At 64.4% G+C, this 18,240-nt stretch carries 15 protein-coding genes; 9 read left to right on the top strand and 6 right to left on the bottom strand.

All coding sequences use genetic code 11. The features are described from left to right. The first annotated feature begins 23 nt into the window (after positions 1–23). The 6 genes from GL286_RS07685 to argC all read left to right on the top strand — a co-directional run bounded on the left by GL286_RS07685 (position 24) and on the right by argC (position 10,645). Positions 24–5,519: an alpha-2-macroglobulin family protein gene (locus GL286_RS07685; RefSeq protein WP_155094987.1), complete on the top strand. Its 5,496-nt coding sequence runs from the start codon at positions 24–26 to the stop codon at positions 5,517–5,519. Positions 5,520–5,585: 66 nt separating this feature from the next. Then, positions 5,586–6,560, top strand: a complete 975-nt coding sequence (locus GL286_RS07680; RefSeq protein WP_155094986.1) for a helix-turn-helix domain-containing protein — start codon at positions 5,586–5,588, stop codon at positions 6,558–6,560. Positions 6,561–6,665: 105 nt separating this feature from the next. Continuing rightward, positions 6,666–8,192: an aldehyde dehydrogenase gene (gene adh, locus GL286_RS07675; RefSeq protein ID WP_155094985.1), complete on the top strand. Its 1,527-nt coding sequence runs from the start codon at positions 6,666–6,668 to the stop codon at positions 8,190–8,192. A gap of 81 nt (positions 8,193–8,273) precedes the next feature. Further along, entirely contained in the window at positions 8,274–9,308 is a 1,035-nt protein-coding gene (gene adhP, locus GL286_RS07670; protein ID WP_155094984.1) for an alcohol dehydrogenase AdhP, read from the top strand. After that, complete coding sequence (locus tag GL286_RS07665; protein ID WP_155094983.1) at positions 9,308–9,664, top strand: DUF779 domain-containing protein; 357 nt, start codon at positions 9,308–9,310, stop codon at positions 9,662–9,664. Before adhP ends, GL286_RS07665 begins: the two co-directional genes overlap by 1 nt. A 72-nt stretch (positions 9,665–9,736) precedes the next feature. Further along, positions 9,737–10,645 carry an N-acetyl-gamma-glutamyl-phosphate reductase gene (gene argC / locus GL286_RS07660; RefSeq protein WP_155094982.1) on the top strand — a complete coding sequence of 303 codons (909 nt, stop codon included), beginning with the start codon at positions 9,737–9,739 and terminating at the stop codon, positions 10,643–10,645. A gap of 85 nt (positions 10,646–10,730) precedes the next feature. On the opposite strand, the gene GL286_RS07655 is transcribed toward argC, so the two are convergent. The 5 genes from GL286_RS07655 to GL286_RS07635 all read right to left on the bottom strand — a co-directional run bounded on the left by GL286_RS07655 (position 10,731) and on the right by GL286_RS07635 (position 14,307). Continuing rightward, on the bottom strand, positions 10,731–10,955 hold the full coding sequence (locus tag GL286_RS07655) for a Trm112 family protein (RefSeq protein WP_155094981.1): 225 nt from the start codon (positions 10,953–10,955) through the stop codon (positions 10,731–10,733). Continuing rightward, positions 10,952–11,590 carry an LON peptidase substrate-binding domain-containing protein gene (locus tag GL286_RS07650; protein WP_155094980.1) on the bottom strand — a complete coding sequence of 213 codons (639 nt, stop codon included), beginning with the start codon at positions 11,588–11,590 and terminating at the stop codon, positions 10,952–10,954. The genes GL286_RS07655 and GL286_RS07650 overlap by 4 nt, the downstream gene beginning before the upstream one ends. A gap of 1 nt (position 11,591) precedes the next feature. Continuing rightward, positions 11,592–12,509 carry a tetratricopeptide repeat protein gene (locus GL286_RS07645; RefSeq protein WP_425496091.1) on the bottom strand — a complete coding sequence of 306 codons (918 nt, stop codon included), beginning with the start codon at positions 12,507–12,509 and terminating at the stop codon, positions 11,592–11,594. Positions 12,510–12,584: 75 nt separating this feature from the next. Next, entirely contained in the window at positions 12,585–13,370 is a 786-nt protein-coding gene (locus GL286_RS07640; RefSeq protein WP_155094979.1) for an exodeoxyribonuclease III, read from the bottom strand. A gap of 250 nt (positions 13,371–13,620) precedes the next feature. Further along, complete coding sequence (locus tag GL286_RS07635; protein WP_155094978.1) at positions 13,621–14,307, bottom strand: response regulator transcription factor; 687 nt, start codon at positions 14,305–14,307, stop codon at positions 13,621–13,623. Positions 14,308–14,440: 133 nt separating this feature from the next. Here GL286_RS07635 and ribA point away from each other — a divergent pair, with 133 nt between their 5' ends. Together ribA and GL286_RS07625 are read left to right on the top strand one after the other, a co-directional pair. Further along, on the top strand, positions 14,441–15,502 hold the full coding sequence (gene ribA, locus GL286_RS07630; protein ID WP_155094977.1) for a GTP cyclohydrolase II: 1,062 nt from the start codon (positions 14,441–14,443) through the stop codon (positions 15,500–15,502). Next, on the top strand, positions 15,499–16,032 hold the full coding sequence (locus GL286_RS07625; protein ID WP_155094976.1) for a L,D-transpeptidase family protein: 534 nt from the start codon (positions 15,499–15,501) through the stop codon (positions 16,030–16,032). The genes ribA and GL286_RS07625 overlap by 4 nt, the downstream gene beginning before the upstream one ends. On the opposite strand, the gene GL286_RS07620 is transcribed toward GL286_RS07625, so the two are convergent. Continuing rightward, entirely contained in the window at positions 16,029–17,237 is a 1,209-nt protein-coding gene (locus GL286_RS07620; RefSeq protein WP_155094975.1) for a THUMP domain-containing class I SAM-dependent RNA methyltransferase, read from the bottom strand. The genes GL286_RS07625 and GL286_RS07620 overlap by 4 nt on opposite strands. Positions 17,238–17,404: 167 nt before the next feature. On the opposite strand from GL286_RS07620, the gene GL286_RS07615 reads away from it, so the two are divergent. Then, complete coding sequence (locus GL286_RS07615; RefSeq protein ID WP_155094974.1) at positions 17,405–18,199, top strand: VOC family protein; 795 nt, start codon at positions 17,405–17,407, stop codon at positions 18,197–18,199. Positions 18,200–18,240 lie beyond the last annotated feature (41 nt).

Below are 18,240 nucleotides of genomic sequence, written 5' to 3'. Positions count from 1 at the left end.
GCCATGCGGAACGGGAGGGAACCATGCCAGCTTATCGCCTTGTCGCAGCAACTCTGGCGCTTGGGCTGTTGGCCGCGTGGCCGGTTCATGCGCAAGAATCTCCGGTTCCTGAAAAGCGCCTGCAACTTCTTCCCGATACCGACCTTCCCGGCGGCGATCTGGGGCGGATTTTCGACACCACGTTGCAAGCTTGCATTCAGGCATGTCTTGGCGACGACCAATGCCTTGCGCTGACCTATAACCAGAAGGCGCGCTCCTGCTTCCCGAAAGGCGAGGGCGCGGCCGAACCGGCCCCGTTTGCAGGCGCAATCTCGGCCCGCGTTGCCGCGCTTTCGCCGGACGCTGCCGCCCATGCGAAGGCCCGCGCGGCAGCGGCAACCTTCCTTGGTGCAGGTGATCTTGATGCTGCCCTGAAACAGGCGCGTTTACTGCCGGCGATGAACCCGCCGCTTGGCACGGGCGATCCCCGCCCCGAAGCGGAGGCCGCCGAAGTTGCTGGCGATCTGGCAGGTGCCGCCCAGATCATGACCCGCATCGTCGCCGCCGACGATCTGGCCGAGGACTGGACCAATCTGTCGCGACTGACGCTCTACACCAGCGATTCCGGTGACCGCGACGCATCGAACGCGATCGCGTCGATGGCGACGAACGGCTATCTTCGTGCCGATAGCGATGCCGTCGCGGGGCGGGCGCTGTCATGGCTGGCCATGGCCCTTGAGCGGTTGGATCGCGGACCGGATTCGCTGAACGCGCTCCGGCTTGCGGCGGAGCTTTCGCCCGGCGACAGCGAGATCGCTTCGGCGCTGGCGGGTTCCGAGGACCGGAACGGCCTGCGCGTGACCGATACGCAGGTCGAATCCGAAGGCCGCCTGCCCCGCTTTTGTGCCGTCCTGTCCCGACAGTTGGAAACCGGCACCGATTACACGCCTTTCGTGCGCCTGCCCGCCGGAGACCTGACTGTCGAGGCCGCCGACGACCGCCTCTGCGTCGCGGGCCTGACCCATGGCCAAGAGATCGAACTGGGTCTGCGCGCGGGTCTGCCTTCCGCCGATGGCGAAAGGCTTGCGCGCGATGTGTCCTTGCGCGGCTATGTCCGCGACCGTTCACCCGAGATCCGCTTTCCGGGGCGGGCCTATGTTCTGCCCTCGTCCGGCGACCAGCGGTTGTCGATGGTCACGGTCAATGCCGACCAGATCGACCTGACGCTGCTACGCATCTCGGACCGGAACCTGATCCGCGCCATGGCCGAAGATATGTTCGCCTCGCCGCTGGACAGCTGGCAGACCGACTATTTCTCGAGCCGGATGGCGCGCGAGGTCTGGAAAGGCACGGCTCAGGTCGCAAAACCGGCGGGCGCGAATGTCCTGAATCAGGAACTGACCACCAGCCTTGCGATCCCCGCCGCTGCTGGCCCGCTGGAGCCGGGGATCTATATCGTCGAGGCCAGCGTCTCGGGCACGGATGTCTCGGATACGGGGCTGGCGACGCAATGGTTCGTCATCTCGGATTTCGGAATCTCGACCTATTCGGGCAGCGACGGGCTGACGGTCGCCGTCCGTAGTCTGAACGACACCACTGCCAAGGTCGGGACCGAAATCGCGCTGGTCAGCCGCTCGAACGAGGTGCTGGCCAAGGTACTGACAAACGATCAGGGGATCGCGCATTTTGCACCGGGACTTAGCCTTGGAACGGACGGGGCCGCGCCCGCGCTGGTCACGGCGACCGACTGGCAAGGTGAAGGGGCCAAACGCGCACCGCGCGACATGGCCTTCCTGTCGCTGACCGATCCCGAGTTCGACCTGTCCGACCGAGGTGTCGAAGGCCAGCCGCCCGCTCCTCCGATCGACCTGTTCGTCACGACCGAGCGCGGCGCTTATCGGGTCGGCGAGACGTTGAACGCCACCATCCTGACCCGCAATCCCGAAGCGCGCGCATTAGAGAACCTGCCGCTGACCGCCGTGATCCTGCGCCCCGACGGTGTCGAACAGACCCGCCTGACCCCGACAGCAGCAGGTGCGGGCGGAAACGTCGTCGCATGGAAAATTCCCGGCAACGCGCCACGTGGAACATGGCGGCTGGAATTGCGCGCCGAGGCCGATGGCCCCGCGCTGTCCACCTCGCGCCTGCTGATCGAGGACTTCCTGCCCGAACGGATCGACTTCACCCCCACTCTGCCCGAAGGTCCGGCGCAGGCGGGCGGCGAACTGGCGCTGACGCTGAACGCCCATTGGCTGTTCGGTGCGCCCGCCGCCAATCTGCCCGTCGAAGGCCAGTTGCGCCTGACCCCGACCCGCAGTCTTGCCGGATTTGACGGCTATGTCTTTGGCCGCGACGACAATGAAACTGCGGCCGTGACGAACAGCCTTCCCGCAGGTCAAACCGATGCCCAAGGAAACTACCAGACGCAGATCACCCTGCCTCCGGCCTCCGAACTTGGCCCCCGCCCCGTCGAGGCACAGGTGGTTCTGGACATCCGCGAAGGCGCGGGGCGTCCGGTCGAGCGGGTCGAATCCCGTACCGTCATGCCGACGGGGCCAGTGATCGGCATCAAACCGGTGTTCAAGGGCGATACGGTTCCGGAAAACGCCGAGGCCCGCTTTTCGCTGATCGCCGTCGGGCCCGATCTGAAACCGGCCCCTGCCCCCGTCCGTTGGGTGCTGAACCGGATCGACACCGATTACCAATGGTATTCGCTTGACGGGCAATGGAACTGGGAGCCGGTCACCAGCCGCAGCCGCATTGCCGAAGGCACAGCCGAACCTAGCGAAACACCCGCCGAAATTGCCGCCCCCGTCGAATGGGGCCAGTATGAACTGGTCGCCGAACCTGCCTTGGGTCAGGGCGGTCAAAGCGCGATCCGGTTCTATGCGGGCTGGGGCGCGGTTGCGGATGCGGGCACGCCCACGCCCGACCGCCTGCAGGTCGTACTGGATAAACCCGCCTATCGTAGCGGCGACACCGCGCGGGTCAGGGTTCAGGCGCTGGCCGACGGAGCGGGTCTGGTATCCGTGTTGTCGAACCGGCTTGTCTCGATGCAGACCGTGTCGCTGAAATCGGGCGAGAACCGCATTGATCTGCCGGTAACGGACGATTGGGGCGCGGGGGTCTATATCACCGTCAGTGCAATCCGGCCCTTGGGCGATGCTCCGGCCGCAAGCCGCATACCGGCGCGGGCCTTGGGACTGGCTCATGCCACCGTCGATCCGGGCGACCGCCAACTTGCCGCGAGCATTTCGGCACCTGCGGAAACGCGTCCGCGCGGAGTTATTCCCGTCTCGCTGAAGGTCGACGGCGCGGCAGGTGAGACGGTCTTTGCCACCATCGCCGCCGTCGATCAGGGTATCCTGAATCTGACGCGCTTTGCGCCACCCGATCCCTCGGGGCATTATTTCGGTCAAAGGCGATTGGGTGTCGGACTACGCGATCTTTACGGGCGGCTGATCCTGTCCTCGGGAGCGCCTGACGGGGCACTGCGCGAAGGGGGCGACGCCATGTCCGCAAGCACCGAGGCACCGCCCCCCACCGAAAAGCTGATGAGTTGGTTCTCGGGACCGGTGACGGTCGCGGCGGATGGCACGGCATCGGTCGAGGTTCCGGTCGGGGACTTCAATGGCGAGGTGCGCGTCATGGCGGTCGTCTGGTCGGCCAAGGGGGTAGGACAGGCGGATGCCTCGGTCCTTGTGCGCGACCCGATCGTGATGACGGTGACCGCGCCCGCCTTCCTTGCGCCGGGCGATCAGGCGCAGGTCGGATTGCGCCTGACCCATGCCAGCGGTCCCGCCGGAGAGATGAGACTCGCCGTCGAACAGACAGGCGGCGACGCGCCATTGAGAGCCAATCTTACGACCGATAGCGTGACCTTGGCTGACAAGGCCGAAGCGCAGGTGCAAATGCCCGTGGTCGCCGGTGATGCCGAAGGGGTGGCCAGATTACGCCTGACCCTGACCACGCCGGATGGTCTGGCGCTGGCCAAGGATATCGCTATTCCCGTCGCCCTGAACGAGGCCGACATCCAGCTTCAGGATCGACTGACTATTCCGGCGGGCCAAAGCATCACGCTGCCGCCCGCACTGACGGCGAACTTGATGCCCGGTGCGCTGCTGACCGCCGCCTTTGGTCCCTATGCCCGACTGGATGTCGCGGGCGCTTTGGCGCGGCTCGACCGCTATCCTTACGGCTGCACCGAACAGCTGACCTCGGGGGCGATGCCCTTGCTGTATGTGTCGGGCCTGTCCGCGATCGAAGGCGTCGCAAGCGGGGACAGCGACAAACAGGTGCAGGATGCGATCACGCAGATCCTGACCCGTCAGGGTTCGAATGGCGGCTTCGGATTGTGGCGCGCCGATTCCGGCGATCTGTGGCTAGAGGCCTATGTCACCGATTTCCTGTCTCGGGCACGCGGCGCAGGCTATCAGGTGCCCGACAAGGCCTTCCGCATGGCCATCGACAATCTCAGGAACCGCGCCAATTACGCGACCGATCCGATGTCCGCCACGCCCGAGGATAACGCGGCTCTTGCCTATGCGCTTGCGGTTCTCGCGCGGGAACGTGCGGCGACAATCGGCGATCTGCGTTATTACGCGGATACAGCGTCGGGGGCGTTCTCGACCCCGATGGCGGCCGGAAATCTGGGTGCGGCGCTGGCCTCTTATGGCGATCAGGTGCGGGCCGACCGACTGTTCGCGCAGGCCCGCGAGTTGCTGGATCTTGGCGCGCCCGAGGCGCATGTCCTCCGTGCCGATTACGGCACCAGATTGCGCGATGCGACGGCGCTGCTGGCCTTGGCCGCGGATGCAAAATCCGAGGCCGTCGATCAGACCGGCCTGACCTCGCAAGTGGCCGAGCGGATCGCCCAGGCACAGGCGGGCGGGCAGACGCTATCGACACAGGAATCGGTCTGGACCGTGATGGCGGCCAAGGCGCTCTCGCAATCCCCACCCTCCGTCAGCCTGAACGGAGTCGCTTTGTCCGAGGCCGTCACCAGCCTGCCCGATGCCTCGGCCAGTATCGCGAATACGGGTGAGCAACCACTTGAGGTCACGCTGACCGCAACCGGAAAACCCACAGCGTCGCCGCAAGCGGGCGGGCGCGGCTACCGCATCCAGCGCAGCTATTACCGCATCGACGGCACGGCGCTTGATCCAAGCTCGGTGCCGCAGGGAACACGCATGGTCGTCGAGTTGAAAGTCATTCCCGAAGCCGAGGGTGGCGGTCGGCTGATCGTCAACGACCCCCTACCGGCCGGATGGGAGATCGACAACCCGAACCTTTTGCGAGCGGGCGACATCTCGGCGCTGGACTGGCTGCAGGGACAGACCGATGCCGAAATGACCGAGTTCCGTGCCGACCGCTTTACCGCCGCACTCAGTTGGACCTCGATCGATCCGTTCTCGCTGGCCTACATCGTGCGTGCGGTGACTCCGGGCGGATTCCGCCATCCCGCCGCCAGCGTCGAGGATATGTACCGCCCCGAGTTCCGGGCATGGAGCGACGGCGGCACGGTGACAGTCACGCCCTAAAGGTTTTCTTGCTCCGACCGGCAAGCCATCTCATACTCGCCCCATCGAGTAAGGAGGGAGGAAGCCTTGCCCGAACACCGACACGAAGACCGCGTCGCACAAGCGTCCCAATCGCCGGGGGCCGTGACACGACTTGCCGCGAGTTGGCGGCGGTCGATGGTCAAGCACGGGCTGGACCCGGCCCGAGCCCCATTGGTGCGCCGTCTTGACGCGCGCGAACTGGCCGAACGGCACGAAAGGCTGGACGGCTTCGTCGCCGTAGCCCGCCCGCAACTGGACCATCTGTTCCAGCTTGTCTGCCCGACCGGATGCAATGTGCTGCTGACCGACTCGACCGGCATCGTGCTTGAACAGCGCGTCAACGAGGCCGACGCCGCCACCTTCCGCGATTGGGGCCTATGGGCCGGAACCGACTGGTCCGAGGCCGCCGAGGGAACGAACGGCATCGGCACCTGTCTGGCCGAAGGTCGGCAGGTTACGATCCACCGCAACGAGCATTTCTACGCCCGCAATACCGGCCTGTCCTGCATGGACGCGCCGATCTGGGGGCCGGACGGACGGCTGATCGCGGCGCTGGATGTCAGCACCGCGCGTCTGGATCACAGCGAACGCTGGAACGCGCTGATCGCGGCGCAGGTCGCCCAAAGCGCCCGCCAGATCGAAGCGGCGTTCTTTCGCGTCTCGTTCCCCTGCGCACGGATCATCACGGCCCAGATCGACGGCATGGATGACGCGACACTGCTGGTCGCCGTCGACAAGGACGATCTGGCGATCGGTGCGAACCGTGCCGCGCGCCGCGCTTACGGTCTGGAAAAGGAAGGCCAGCTGCGCCCCCGCCCCGCCTCGGACCTGTTCGGGCGCGAGGACGAGGTCACCGGTTTCGAGCGGGCCGAACGTGCCGCCGTGATTCGTGCGCTGGCGCGGGCCGAGGGCAATGTCTCGGCTGCGGCGCGCGCGCTTGGTGTGGGCCGCGCAACGCTGTACCGGCGCATGACCCGATTGGGGATTTCGGAAAATCGGGGCCGACTGTCTCAGGGGTGAAACACATTCTGCGCTGCGGCGTATCGCCCACGTTGCTTTGTGTTTCGCCCCGTCACAGGCTGCTTGTCGAACCGGCTGGAGGAGCCGGTCTGACAGGAGGATACCATGCCGAACGACCAGACACATGACTTCAAAGGGGTCAATGTTCTGCCCTTCGCGAAACGTTACGACAACTATATCGGCGGCAACTGGGTCGCGCCGAAATCCGGCAAATACTTCATCAACACGACGCCGATCACCGGCGCTGAAATCGGCGAGATCGCGCGCTCGAATGCCGAGGATATCGAACTGGCGCTGGATGCTGCCCATGCCGCCAAGGACCGCTGGGGCCATACGCCCGCAGCCGAGCGTTCCAACATCCTGCTGAAGATCGCCGACCGGATGGAGGCGAATCTGGAACTGCTGGCCACTGCCGAAACATGGGACAACGGCAAGCCGATCCGCGAGACCATGGCCGCCGACCTGCCGCTGGCGATCGACCATTTCCGTTATTTCGCCGGCGTCCTGCGCGGTCAGGAAGGCACGATCTCGGAAATCGACTCGACCACCATCGCCTATCACTTCCACGAACCGCTGGGCGTCGTGGGCCAGATCATCCCGTGGAACTTCCCGCTGCTGATGGCCTGCTGGAAGCTGGCTCCGGCGCTGGCCGCAGGCAACTGCGTGGTGCTGAAGCCCGCAGAACAGACCCCCGCCACCATCATGGTCTGGGCCAGCCTGATCGGCGATCTGCTGCCTCCGGGTGTGCTCAACATCGTGAACGGCTTCGGTCTGGAAGCGGGTAAGCCGCTGGCCTCGAATCCGCGCATTGCCAAGATTGCCTTCACCGGCGAGACGACAACCGGCCGCTTGATAATGCAATACGCGGCCGAAAACCTGATTCCGGTGACGCTGGAACTGGGCGGCAAATCCCCCAACATCTTCTTCGAGGACGTCGCCCGCGAGGATGACGATTTCTTCGACAAGGCGCTGGAAGGCTTTGCGATGTTCGCGCTGAACCAGGGCGAGGTCTGCACCTGCCCATCGCGCGTACTGATCCAGGAATCGATCTATGACCGCTTCATGGAACGCGCCGTGGCCCGTACCAAGGCGATCAAGCAAGGCGACCCGCGCGATATCTCGACCATGATCGGCGCGCAGGCATCGTCCGAGCAAAAGGAAAAGATCCTCAGCTATCTCGATATCGGCAAGAAGGAAGGGGCCGAAGTTCTGACCGGCGGCAAGGCAGCCGATCTGGGCGGCGAGTTGTCCAGCGGTTTCTATATCGAGCCGACGATCTTCCGCGGCACCAACAAGATGCGGATCTTCCAAGAGGAAATCTTTGGTCCCGTGGTCTCGGTCACGACCTTCAAGACCGAAGCCGAGGCCTTGGAGATCGCCAATGACACGCTTTACGGACTTGGCGCGGGCGTGTGGTCGCGTGACGCGAACACCTGCTTCCGCATGGGTCGCAGCATCAAGGCGGGTCGGGTCTGGACCAACTGCTACCACGCCTATCCGGCGCATGCAGCCTTTGGCGGCTACAAGCAATCCGGCATCGGGCGCGAAACCCACAAGATGATGCTCGATCACTACCAGCAGACCAAAAACATGTTGGTCAGCTATTCGCCGAAGAAACTGGGCTTCTTCTAGGTCCGGTTCGACAAGAAACTGGCGGGGCGGCGCGAACCGCCCCGCTTCAGTCGTTCTTACCAGATAGCGAGGACTTCTTTCATGGCTAAAACGATGAAGGCTGCGGTCGTCCGCGAATTCGGCAAACCCCTTACCATTGACGAGGTGCCGATCCCCGAACCCGGCCACGGCATGATTCAGGTCAAGATTCAAGCCTCCGGCGTATGCCATACAGATCTGCATGCCGCCGAAGGCGACTGGCCCGTCAAGCCCAACCCACCGTTCATTCCCGGCCATGAGGGCGTCGGTTTCGTCTCGGCCGTGGGGGCGGGCGTCAAGCATGTGAAAGAAGGCGACCGCGTCGGCGTGCCGTGGCTATATACCGCCTGCGGCCATTGTCGCCATTGTCTGGGCGGCTGGGAGACGCTGTGCGAAACGCAGGAAAACACCGGTTATTCGGTGAATGGCGGCTTTGCCGATTACGTCGTGGCCGATCCGAATTATGTGGGCCACCTGCCCAAAAACATCGACTTCCTCGAAATTGCTCCGGTGCTTTGTGCGGGCGTAACGGTCTATAAGGGGCTGAAAGTCACCGACACCAAGCCGGGCGACTGGGTGGTCATCTCGGGAATTGGCGGGCTGGGCCATATGGCGGTGCAATATGCCAAGGCCATGGGCCTGAACGTCGCCGCTGTCGATATCGACGATGAGAAACTGGCTTTTGCGCGCAAGCTGGGCGCGACCGTCACCGTCAACGCGGCGACGGACAATGACCCCGCTGCCACGATCAAGCGCGCGACGGATGGCGGCGCTCAGGGTGTGCTGGTGACGGCTGTTGGACGCAAGGCGTTCGAACAAGCCATCGGCATGGCCGCACGGGGCGGCACCGTGGCGCTGAACGGATTGCCTCCGGGGGATTTCCCGCTGGATATCTTCGGCATGGTCCTGAACGGGATCACGGTGCGCGGCTCGATCGTGGGCACGCGGCTGGACCTGCAGGAATCGCTGGATTTCGCCGCCGAGGGCAAGGTCAAGGCGACCATCCACAAGGCCAAGCTGGAAGACATCAACGATATCTTCGCCAAAATGCACAAGGGCCAGATCGAGGGCCGCATGGTCTTGGACATGACAAGCTGATGGAAAGCGTCGCAGCACATCAAGGGCTTGATCAGGTCGAGGCCACACCCGCCGCGCTTGATCTGCTGGCCGAGATCGTCGCCGATCATGGGCCGGTGATGTTCCACCAATCCGGCGGGTGCTGCGACGGCTCGTCTCCGATGTGCTACCCGCAAGGAGAGTTCCGTCTGAGCGAGCGTGACGTGAAACTGGGCGAGATCGGGAACATGCCGTTCTATATCTCGGCCAGCCAGTACGAAACGTGGAAACATACCCGCCTGACCATCGACGCGGTCCCCGGTCGGGGCGGGATGTTCAGTTTGGATAACGGTCGGGAGAGGCGTTTTCTGGTCCGCTCGGATCTGTGCGGGATCTGAGATCCGCAGGGCAATCACGATTTGCCTCGACCCTGACGCCGCGCTAAAAGGCCCTGCAAACAGGAGGCCCTCATGGCGCATAAGGTTTTCATCGACGGCGAGGCCGGCACGACCGGCCTGCAGATCCGTGACCGTCTGATCGGACGCGACGATATCGAGCTGATCCAGATCGATCCCGCCCGCCGCAAGGATGCCGATGCCCGCCGCGAGGCTTTTGCCAGCGCCGATGTCGCGATCCTGTGCCTGCCTGACGCCGCCGCCAAGGAAGCCGTGGCGCTGGCCGCCGGACTGCCCGTGCGTTTCATCGACGCCTCGACCGCGCATCGCGTTGATCCGGAATGGGTTTTCGGTTTTGCCGAGCTGACCGAAGATGCACGCGGGGCGATTGCAGGCGCGCAATATGTCTCGAATCCCGGCTGCTATGCGACCGGAGCCATCTCGCTGCTGGCACCGCTGGTCAAGGCCGGTCTGGTCGGCAAGGATGAAGTCCTGTCGATCAATGCCGTGTCGGGCTATTCCGGTGGCGGCAAAGAGATGATCGGCGAGTATGAGCGTGGCGAAGCGCCCGCCTCGTTTGTCTATGCACTTGGCCAGAAGCACAAGCATCTGCCTGAAATTATGAAATATTCCGACCTGACGACGCGTCCGGTCTTTGCCCCTTCGGTCGGGAATTTTGCGCAGGGCATGGCAGTCCAGATCCCGCTACACCTGAATGCGGCCCGCAATCTGGACAACCTGCGCGAGACGCTGGCGGCGCATTACGCGGGCAGCCAGTTCGTCTCGGTTGTCGAGCCCGAGGCACGGGTCGTCCCGACGAAACTGAACGACACGAACAAGCTGGAACTGTCGGTCCACGGCGATGCCGAAAACGGCTGCGCGGTGCTGGTCGCGGTGCTGGACAACCTTGGCAAGGGTGCGTCGGGCGCGGCGGTCCAGAACCTGAACATCATGCTGGGCACCGACGAAGCCGCAGGACTGTAAGTCCCTGATATCATGAAAATACGGCCTGTGGCATCTGTACACAGGCCGTACACCGCCCGTACACAGGGCGTACAGCGGGTTTCGCCTAGTCGGCTTTAAGCTGGCGCGCCTCGTCGATCAGCATGATCGGGATGCCGTCATGGATCGGAAAGGCCAGACCCGCAGCTTCCGAGATCAGTTCCTGCCGCTGGGCGTCGTAACGCAGCGTGGTGTGGGTGACCGGACAGACCAGAGCCTCAAGCATGTGGCGATCAAAGCCACGCTCGCTTGCGGATGTGGTCGCAGCCACCGGAGATTTCGCATCGGTCATTGGATCGTTTCCTCGTCATCGCCGCCCCTCAGGGCGTATTCCAGCAGCCCGTCCAGCAATTCGCGGCGGTCCGCAAGGGTCGGGCTTTCCAGCAGCGCCTGTTTTTCCTCGGCCGAGAAAGGCAGCAGCATGGCCAGCGAATTGACCAGTGTCTCTTCTTCGGTAACCGCGGCCGCGCCCCAATCCGAGGCCAGACCACGCAATTCCGCGTAACGCTTGATGCGCTGGATCAGAACCTCGCGGTCGAAGCCTTCGACCGTCTGGCAGCGCGGATCGCGGTCGGCCTCGAAACCGGACCAGTCGACACGACCGACGCGGTAGGGCGTGTCGGTCGAATCCGACTTGAGCAGCCGGAACCGTGACCGCGCCCGCAGCGAGATCATCACGCGGCGGTCATCCAGTTCCGAAAAAGCGACGATCCGGCCAGCGCAGCCGATCTGGCACAGCCGCTCGGCCCCCATTTGCACCGGTTGGATGATGCCGATCAGTCGCGAGCGGGTTTTCAGCACGTCCTCGACCATCTGCAGATAGCGCGGCTCGAAGACCTGAAGCGGCAAGCGGGTGCGGGGCAGCAGGACCGCCCCGCTCAGCGGAAACAGCGGGATCTCGACCGGCAGTTCCTCGGTTTTGGCCATATTACAGGAAAATCAGCGACGAGAGGCGACGACGGCCTTTTTGCGCGATCGGATCGGTCGGCTTCAGCGCGTCGAAAATGGTGATAAGCTGGACCTTGGCCGCGCCTTCGTTCCATTCGCGGTCGCGGCGGAAGCTTTCCAGAAGCTGGTCGATCGCCAGTTCGATCTCGCCCCCCGCATGCAGGGCCGTCGCGTAATCGAAGCGGGCCTGTTGATCGGCGGGATCCGCCTCGACCTTGAGGCGCAGATCGTCGAGCGGACCGGCGGACGCGGCCTGACGGGCCAGTTGCAACTGCGCGCGCGCGGCCTCGACCGGCGCGGCATTCGCCGCAGCGGCGGGAACGCGGGCCAGATCGGCCTCGGCCCCGTCCAGATCGTCCTGTGCCATGCGCGAGCGGATCAGGCCGCCCCAGGCGATGGCGTTTTCCGGCTCTTCCTCGATGATGGCGGCGAAGGTTTCGGCGGCATCATCGGCCGCGCCTTCGGTCAGCATCGCCTCGGCGGCTTCAAGGGCGTCGGCCAGTCCGCCGTCATCGCCGCCCATCGCGGCAAGCTTCTCGACGAATTTCTTGATCTCGCTTTGCGAAATCGAACCCTGGAACCCATCGACGGGCTGGCCCTGGAAAAAGGCATAGACGGTCGGGATCGACTGCACGCGCATTTGCGCGGCGATCATCTGGTTTTCGTCGACATTGATCTTGGCCATGCGGACCCGGCCTTTGTGGCGGGCGACCTCGGCCTCCATCTGGGGGCCAAGGGTCTTGCAGGGGCCGCACCACGGCGCCCAGAAATCCACGATGACCGGAATCTGCATCGACTTTTCTACGACCTCGGCCATGAAATTGGCTTCGGTCACGTCAATGATGAAGTCTTCGGTTTGCGGGGCGCTCGAAGCGGCGCCGTCAAATAGCATGGCCATGTATTTCCCCTGCAGTGTCGGGTTTTATGTGTCAGGCGCAATATGGTGCGTGACGGCCCTGAGCGAAAGGGCGCATCACAGGTCGAAGCTGGCCAGAACCGGGACGTGATCGCTGGGCTGCTCCCAGCCGCGCACGGGACGCAGGATGCGGCTGGCGTGGCCCGCATTCGAGATGTCCGGCGTGGCCCAGATATGGTCCAGACGACGGCCCTTGTCGGCAGCGTCCCAATCCTTGGCGCGGTAGCTCCACCAGCTGTAAAGCAGGCCCGAGGGGATGTCCTGACGGGTGATGTCGACCCATTTGCCCGCGTCCTGCGCGGCGCCCAGATGCTCGACCTCGACGGGCGTGTGGCTGACGATCTTCAGCAATTGCTTGTGGGACCAGACATCATCCTCGCGGGGTGCGATGTTCAGATCGCCCACCATGATGGATTTCGACGGGTTGTCGGCGTGGAAGGCGTCGCGCATCTCGGTCAGGAAATCCAGCTTCTGGCCGAATTTCACGTTCTGCTCGCGGTCGGGAATATCGCCACCGGCAGGGACATAGAAATTGTGGATGGTGACGCCGTTCTCCAGCTTGGCAGCGACATGGCGGGCATGGCCAAGGGCGGCGTAATCGCGGTCGCCCGCATCCTCCAAGGGCAGCTTCGACAGGATGGCAACGCCGTTATAGCCCTTTTGACCGCGGGCCACGAGGTAGCGATAGCCAAGGGCGGCAAAGGCCTCGGTCGGGAATTTCTCGACGGGTGTCTTGATCTCTTGCAGGCACAGGATGTCGGGGGCCTCTTCGGTCAGCAGCCGCGAGACCAGCGCCTCGCGCAGACGGACCGAGTTGATGTTCCAGGTGGCAAGGGTGAACATGAAAAGCCTCCGGTTGATCGAGGCGCGAACCTAGGGGGCCGGACGGGCTTTGTCCACTGGCGCGAGGGGTTCGGGGGCAAGGCCCCCGCGACACGGGCGGCCCTCGACGGGCCGTCCGGGGCGTGCCTGCCGCGCGGGCAGAAACGCAAAGACCCGGCCACAGGGGACCGGGTCTTGCATGTGGCCGTATCCGCCGAACCACTGGGCTTCGCGGGGAAAACCCGCGAAAGGCCCCATGGTTCCCGATGCGTCAGGCGACCAGCCGGTATCCGCCGGATTCGGTCACCAGCAGGCGCGCGCTTGACGGATCGGGCTCGATCTTCTGGCGCAGGCGGTAGATATGGGTTTCCAGCGTGTGCGTCGTCACACCGGCGTTATAGCCCCAAACCTCGTGCAGCAGCACGTCGCGCGGCACGACACCGTCCTGCGCGCGATACAGGAACTTGAGGATGTTCGTTTCCTTCTCGGTCAGGCGGATCTTGCGGTCCTTGGGATCGATCAGAAGCTTCATCGCGGGCTTGAACGTATACGGCCCAAGCTGGAAGATCGCATCCTCTGACTGCTCATGCGTCCGCAACTGCGCGCGCAGGCGGGCCAGAAGCACCGGGAATTTGAACGGCTTGATGATGTAGTCGTTCGCACCGCTATCAAGGCCAAGGATCGTGTCCGCATCGGTGTCATGGCCCGTCAGCATGACGATCGGGCATTTCACGCCTTGCTTGCGCAGGCGCTTGCACAATTCCCGCCCGTCGGTATCGGGCAATCCGACATCCAGCACGACCAGATCGAAAATCGCGCCTTTGGTGCGTTCGACCGCCTCGTGGCCCGAGCCAGCCTCGAACACTTCGAAATCTTCGGTGGCGACAAGTTGTTCGGCCAGCGCCTCGCGCAGATCTTCCTCATCGTCAACCAGCAGGATCTTTTTAAGTCCGGCCATTCTTGCCTCCTTTGGCGATATGGCGGAAACGTGAGGTGCGGGGGCGCTCGCGTCCAGCGCATTGCAGCAATTCTCACATGGAGTTGTCGGAAAACGTCCCTATGTTTCAGTTTGTTTCAGTTTGGCTGCTCCGATGTCCCTGATCCCGACCCTGACCGAGACCGTTTCGCGCGCCCGCAGTGATTTGCGGATGGGCCTGCCGATCGTGATCGGCGACCATCTGGCCGCCGCGGTCGAGACCCTGTCCTCTGGCCGTCTGGCTCTGCTGCGAACCATGGGGCCCGCCGTTCTGACCGTCACAAGCTGGCGCGCGGGGACGCTCAAGGCGCGGGTCTATGACGGCGATCTGGCCCGCATCGAGGTGCCGCTGGACGCCGATCTGGCATGGTTGCGCGCCGTAGCCGATCCGGCGGGCGATCTGATGACCCCGATGAAGGGACCGCTGCGCAGCGAGCGCGGCGGCGATGTCACCGCCCATCGCGCGGCGATCGCCTTGGTCAAATCGGCGCAGCTTCTGCCCGCCGTGCTGCTGGTGCGGGTCGAATCCATCCCCGAGGGCCTTACGCGCCTGCAACCCGGACCGGCGCTAGAGCAACTGGCGACCGAAGCCGCGATGACTCCGGTGGCGGCTGCCCGTCTGCCCCTGCTCGCGGCCGAAAACTCGAAGCTGCACATTTTCCGCCCCGATGATGGCGCGGCCGAGCATTACGCCGTCGAGATCGGCAGCCCCTCACGCGCGGAACCCGTTCTGGCGCGGCTGCATTCGGCCTGTTTTACCGGCGACGTGCTGGGCAGTCTGAAATGCGATTGCGGGCCGCAACTACATACGGCCTTGGCCGCGATGGGTCAGGCGGGCGAAGGTGTCCTGCTGTATCTGAATCAAGAGGGGCGCGGCATCGGGCTGGCCAACAAGATGCGGGCCTATGCGCTGCAAAATCAGGGTTTCGACACGGTCGAGGCCAACCATCGTCTGGGCTTCGAGGATGACGAGCGCGACTTCCGCATCGGCGCGGGTATCCTGCGCAAGATGGGGTTCAACTCGGTCCGGCTGATGACGAACAACCCGCGCAAGGTGTCGATGCTGGAAGGGCATGGCATTGCCGTGGCCGAGCGCGTGCCGCTGATCACCCAGCGCAACCGCCACAACACGAATTATCTGGACGTGAAGGCCGAAAAATCGGGGCATCTGCTATGATACGACTGACACCGATGGGACTGGGTGCGCGCGGCAGGATCATCCCTTGCAGCGTCGGGCGTGGCGGCTTGACCCTTAACAAGCGCGAGGGCGACGGCGCGACGCCGATCGGCGAACACCGCATCGTCGGGCTGCTGTACCGACCCGACCGCGTGGCCCGTCCCGCCAGATGGGCGCAGCCGATCCTGACGGGGGATCTGTGGTGCGATGCGTCGGGCGATGTCGAATATAACCAGTATGTCCGCGCGCCCTTTTCCCCCAGCCACGAGGCATTGCGCCGCGCCGATCCGCTTTACGACATCGTGCTGATTACCGACTGGAACTGGCCCGATGCCGAGGCAGGCAAGGGTTCGGCGATTTTCCTGCACCAATGGCGCAGACCCGGCTTTCCGACGGCGGGTTGCATCGCGATGGCGCGGCGGGATCTGGCTTGGCTCGCATCGGTGATCGAGCCGGGCGAGGTTCTGGACGTCCCCGCCCTGCCCCGCTGGCCCGCGAAACGGGCTGCGGCGCGGCACGGCAAGGATTAAAGCGGCGCGGTCAGATACAGCCGGATCTTCAGCCCGCCATGCGCGACATAGGGACCGGGTTCGCGGAATGGCAGGCCGGTCGCGCGGGCAAGCTGCGGGTCGCTGGTGACGATGCCGACGCGCCAGCCCTTGAACCGCTCGCGCAGGACTTCGCCCATCGCGGCGTGCAGGCCGAATAGTGGCCCCTTATTGCCGATCCGCGCGCCATAGGGCGGGTTGATGATGACCAGACCGGCAGGCCCTTCGGGGCGCTCGATGTCGCTGATCGACAGGTTCCTGAACGCGGTCCAACCGATCAAGCCAGCGCGTTCGGCGTTCTCGCTGCTCATGCGGATCGCGCCCGGATCGCGGTCGCTGCCGTAAAAACGCAGTTCAGGCGTGACGCGGGCCGTATCGGCCTTCATCGCCGCCCATGCCGCCGGATCGAAACTGGTGAAGTGCTGGAACGCGAAGTCGCGGACGCGACCTGGTTGCAGACCGGCGGCCATCTCGGCAGCTTCGATGACAAACGTCCCCGAGCCGCACATCGGGTCCAGCACCGGCTCGGTCCCGTCAAAGCCACATTGGCGCAGGAACATCGCGGCCATGGTCTCGCGCATGGGGGCCTTGCCGACAGCCTGCTTGTGGCCACGGCGATGCAGCGACTCGCCCGAGGAATCAAGGCTGATCGTGCAAAGGTCGTCCTCGATCCGGACCTTGATGGTCACGGGGGCGTCATCGGCGATGGGCGCGCCAAGGCTTTCCGTGATCGCGGCCTCGATCCGCTGGGTGATCGCACCGGCATGATAGATGCGGGATTTCCGGCTGGTCGCCTCGACCCGCACGGGCACATCCGCGCGCAGGAAGTCTGACCAGGGGAAACGCTTCGCCCGCTTGTCCAGCTGCGCCGGATGCATCGCGCGGAACGAACCGATGCGGACCAGAACACGGGTCGCGCCCCGCATCTGCAGGTTCGCGCGCCACACATCGGGCCAACCGCCGGTAAAGGTCACGCCGCCCTGCTCGGGGCGGATGTCGAAGCCTAGCGCCGAGGCCTCCTGCGCCAGCGGTTCCTCGAGCCCCGGTGTGGCGACCAGATAGATCTCCATCCGCGACTGGTCGGCGGCCAGCGGCGCGGTTTCGGGTTTCTCTGCCACGGGCGGGCGGGGGGCAGCCGGAGCGCGGGACTTGGCCTGCCGATGCGGAGTTTGGGGTCTGGGTTTCATTGCGCACCGGCTGGAAAAAGGGTCCCGCATAATGCGCCCAAGGGCCACGGAAGGCAATTGGTCGAATTGTCTCCATTCGGGCGATTGTGTTACCCATTACCCGCCATTTCAGGGCAAATCGTGATCGCCTAGATTGGTGTCAAATCAGACACGCAAAGGAGATCGCCATGGCAACCAGTGATGCCCCCATCCAGATCGGACATGTCGCGCTGACAGTCAACGACCTGTCCAAGGTTGGCGATTATTACCAGAAAATCATTGGCTTGCAGCGCCTGTCGGGCGATGCCGAGGAGCTGGTACTTGGTGCGGGGAACCGCCCGCTGCTGAAGCTGCATCGCGACAAGGCCGCCCGCTACCGCCCGCGCGAGGCGGGGCTGTTCCACACCGCGTTCCTGCTGCCCGACCGCGCGGCACTGGGAAGCTGGCTTCGCTTCATCGCCGCGAACCAGATCGGCCTTGACGGTGCGTCCGATCACCTCGTGAGCGAGGCGGTCTATCTGCACGACCCGGAAGGCAACGGGATCGAGGTCTATGTCGATCGCCCCCGCGACAGCTGGGTATGGACCGGAACCGAGGTCGAAATGGACACGACCCCCCTGAACCTGCAATCCGTTCTCGATGACGGAAGCGACGGCTGGGCGACCACGCCCGAAGACACCGTGGTCGGTCACGTTCACCTGCAGGTGGGCGATGTGGCGCAGGCCGAGGATTTCTACATGAACCGGCTGGGCATGGACCGGACCTCGCACCGCTTCGGCGCAAGCTTCTTTGCCACCGGCGGTTACCACCACCATCTGGCGGGAAACATCTGGAACAGCCGCGGCGCGGGCAAGCGCAGCCGGAACGTGACCGGCCTGTCCGAGGTCGTGCTACAGGCCGATGCCACCGCTTTGGCGGCGCTTGGCAGCGACAGCCTTGCTGACCCCTGGGGCACACGGATCAGGATCGAGCCCAAGACCTGATGCCGGGACGGGGGCATCGCCCCCCGCCTGCCTTGCCCCTC

This window comes from Paracoccus aestuariivivens, assembly GCF_009711225.1.
Classification (GTDB): Bacteria; Pseudomonadota; Alphaproteobacteria; order Rhodobacterales; family Rhodobacteraceae; genus Paracoccus; species Paracoccus aestuariivivens.
The sequence above is the reverse complement of the archived record's forward strand: the minus strand, read 5'-3'. Positions and strand labels throughout refer to the sequence as shown.

Bases quoted from the DNA above. Each gene is read 5' to 3' on its own strand.
- GL286_RS07655 (WP_155094981.1), bottom strand. From the start codon at position 10,955: ATGACCGATGCGAAATCTCCGGTGGCTGCGACCACATCCGCAAGCGAG.
- GL286_RS07625 (WP_155094976.1), top strand. From the start codon at position 15,499: ATGATACGACTGACACCGATGGGACTGGGTGCGCGCGGCAGGATCATC.
- adh (WP_155094985.1), top strand. From the start codon at position 6,666: ATGCCGAACGACCAGACACATGACTTCAAAGGGGTCAATGTTCTGCCC.
- GL286_RS07685 (WP_155094987.1), top strand. From the start codon at position 24: ATGCCAGCTTATCGCCTTGTCGCAGCAACTCTGGCGCTTGGGCTGTTG.
- GL286_RS07650 (WP_155094980.1), bottom strand. From the start codon at position 11,590: ATGGCCAAAACCGAGGAACTGCCGGTCGAGATCCCGCTGTTTCCGCTG.
- GL286_RS07645 (WP_425496091.1), bottom strand. From the start codon at position 12,509: ATGGCCATGCTATTTGACGGCGCCGCTTCGAGCGCCCCGCAAACCGAA.
- argC (WP_155094982.1), top strand. From the start codon at position 9,737: ATGGCGCATAAGGTTTTCATCGACGGCGAGGCCGGCACGACCGGCCTG.
- adhP (WP_155094984.1), top strand. From the start codon at position 8,274: ATGGCTAAAACGATGAAGGCTGCGGTCGTCCGCGAATTCGGCAAACCC.
- ribA (WP_155094977.1), top strand. From the start codon at position 14,441: ATGTCCCTGATCCCGACCCTGACCGAGACCGTTTCGCGCGCCCGCAGT.
- GL286_RS07635 (WP_155094978.1), bottom strand. From the start codon at position 14,307: ATGGCCGGACTTAAAAAGATCCTGCTGGTTGACGATGAGGAAGATCTG.
- GL286_RS07620 (WP_155094975.1), bottom strand. From the start codon at position 17,237: ATGAAACCCAGACCCCAAACTCCGCATCGGCAGGCCAAGTCCCGCGCT.
- GL286_RS07615 (WP_155094974.1), top strand. From the start codon at position 17,405: ATGGCAACCAGTGATGCCCCCATCCAGATCGGACATGTCGCGCTGACA.
- GL286_RS07665 (WP_155094983.1), top strand. From the start codon at position 9,308: ATGGAAAGCGTCGCAGCACATCAAGGGCTTGATCAGGTCGAGGCCACA.
- GL286_RS07640 (WP_155094979.1), bottom strand. From the start codon at position 13,370: ATGTTCACCCTTGCCACCTGGAACATCAACTCGGTCCGTCTGCGCGAG.